This window comes from Mesorhizobium sp. M7A.F.Ca.AU.002.02.1.1, from assembly GCF_003998535.1.
GTDB classification, from domain to species: domain Bacteria; phylum Pseudomonadota; class Alphaproteobacteria; order Rhizobiales; family Rhizobiaceae; genus Mesorhizobium; species Mesorhizobium ciceri.
Genome location: NZ_RZPB01001095.1, coordinates 1 through 1,543 on the forward strand (window position 1 = coordinate 1; position 1,543 = coordinate 1,543).

At 63.7% G+C, this 1,543-nt stretch carries 1 protein-coding gene; it reads right to left on the minus strand.

The genetic code is table 11. From position 1 onward, the window contains the following. The coding region (locus EN879_RS35340) for a S8 family peptidase (RefSeq protein ID WP_164774815.1) at window positions 1-1,543 on the minus strand (1,543 nt) is incomplete at both ends.

Sequence of the window (1,543 nt, forward strand, 5' to 3'; positions counted from 1 at the left end):
CACCGGGGTTGGGTTCGATGAAATAGGACAGCGTGACGCGGAGCTCGACCTGGGCAGCGCCGAGCGCCGCGAGCTGCTCCTTCGGCCAAGGCAGGCGATGCAGCTTCATGTCACGCGTTTTGGCAGCCGCGCCGCCCTCGCGCTGGAAAGGCTGAAGCTCATCTTCAACGATAAGCGTGAGGTCGTTCACCGTTGACAGAAGCGCGCGCCCAAGATCTGGCACGCCGTAACCATAGCGCCGCACGAGCGCCTGGATCTCGCCCTTCGCTCCGTTGCACGCATCGATGCGTGCGCGCATCGCCGGAGTCCATTCGGCCGAGTGGACGATCAGGGCGCGAACCGTTTCAGGCCACAGCTCGGGGCGCGCTGATAGAATTAGTCCCGCCATCCGTGCGGCATGGGCCGTTGCCGCGCTCGTATCTCCGAGGGTGGTGAAGTGGCGCAGTTCGGGTCGATAGAAAGTGGTCAATATCTGCAGATCGTCGATCGGCTCGCCAGGCAACACACCGTCATGGGCGAGATTGCCGCCTTCGAAGACGACCTCGGGCTTCACCGGCCACTGCCTGTCCCAAACGACCGAAGTGCGACTGCGCGGCGAGAGCTCGCCGACCGGCGCGATCGGAGCGTAGCCCGCAAAGTCGGTGTCAATGATATCGACCTTTTCTGTGAAAGCGCCGACCGTCAGCGCATTCCAGGCCTGAGAAGGATCATCGACTGCTTCCAGATCGTTGCGCGTCAAATGCTCGGCCGGCATGAGGTCATCGCCGATGTTGCCGGCAGAGAGAACGATCAAGCGTCGCTGCTCCTCTTCGAAACAGAGTTGGTCGATAGCGGCAGACCACGATGTGGGCCTTCCACGCGCCGGACTGGCGCTTGTCACAGCCATTGCGATCGCGCGGCGGCGCTCCGGCGCCTGCACCTCGGCGCGGGCGATCGCTTCCGCGGTGATCGAGCCATAGAGTTCTGGATCGTTTGCCTCGTCTTCTGGCGGAAGGATACGGACACTCTCCAGCCGAAAGGGCAATGGAACTGGATCGCCTCCGACCAGGAGCGGGACCAGATCACCGTACAGGCCGACACCTGCCATTCGCGTCCCGTGGCCGCTCCACGCAGGTGTGTCGTCGCTGCCCCATGCCGGTTTGACGGTGTGCCAGTCTTCAACGGCAAGTGCGGGTTCGATCAACGGGTGGGTGCGACGTACGCCGCTGTCGAGAATGCAGACCGCAATATCGGATTGAGGCGGTCTGACGCGCCCGAGAAGCTCGTCGCTCCAGTCCCTTTGCTCCGCGCCGCCAAGGCCCATGAAGAAGGACGGCGTATCCTTCGCGCGCCGCAGCTCGGCGACGACATCGCTGTGCGCAATCATGCGGTCGAGCATTGCCGTGCTGGCGAGTGCCAGCATGACCACCCGCTCCGGAAACCTGACCGCATGCGTGCGCAAAGTGATGTTCAGGGCTTCGGCAATGTGCTCGAAGTTCTCGCGGCGACCGTCGCGCAGCCAGACTTCCCACCACACCTGCTCGTCAGCGGCCTGGGGGAAGAG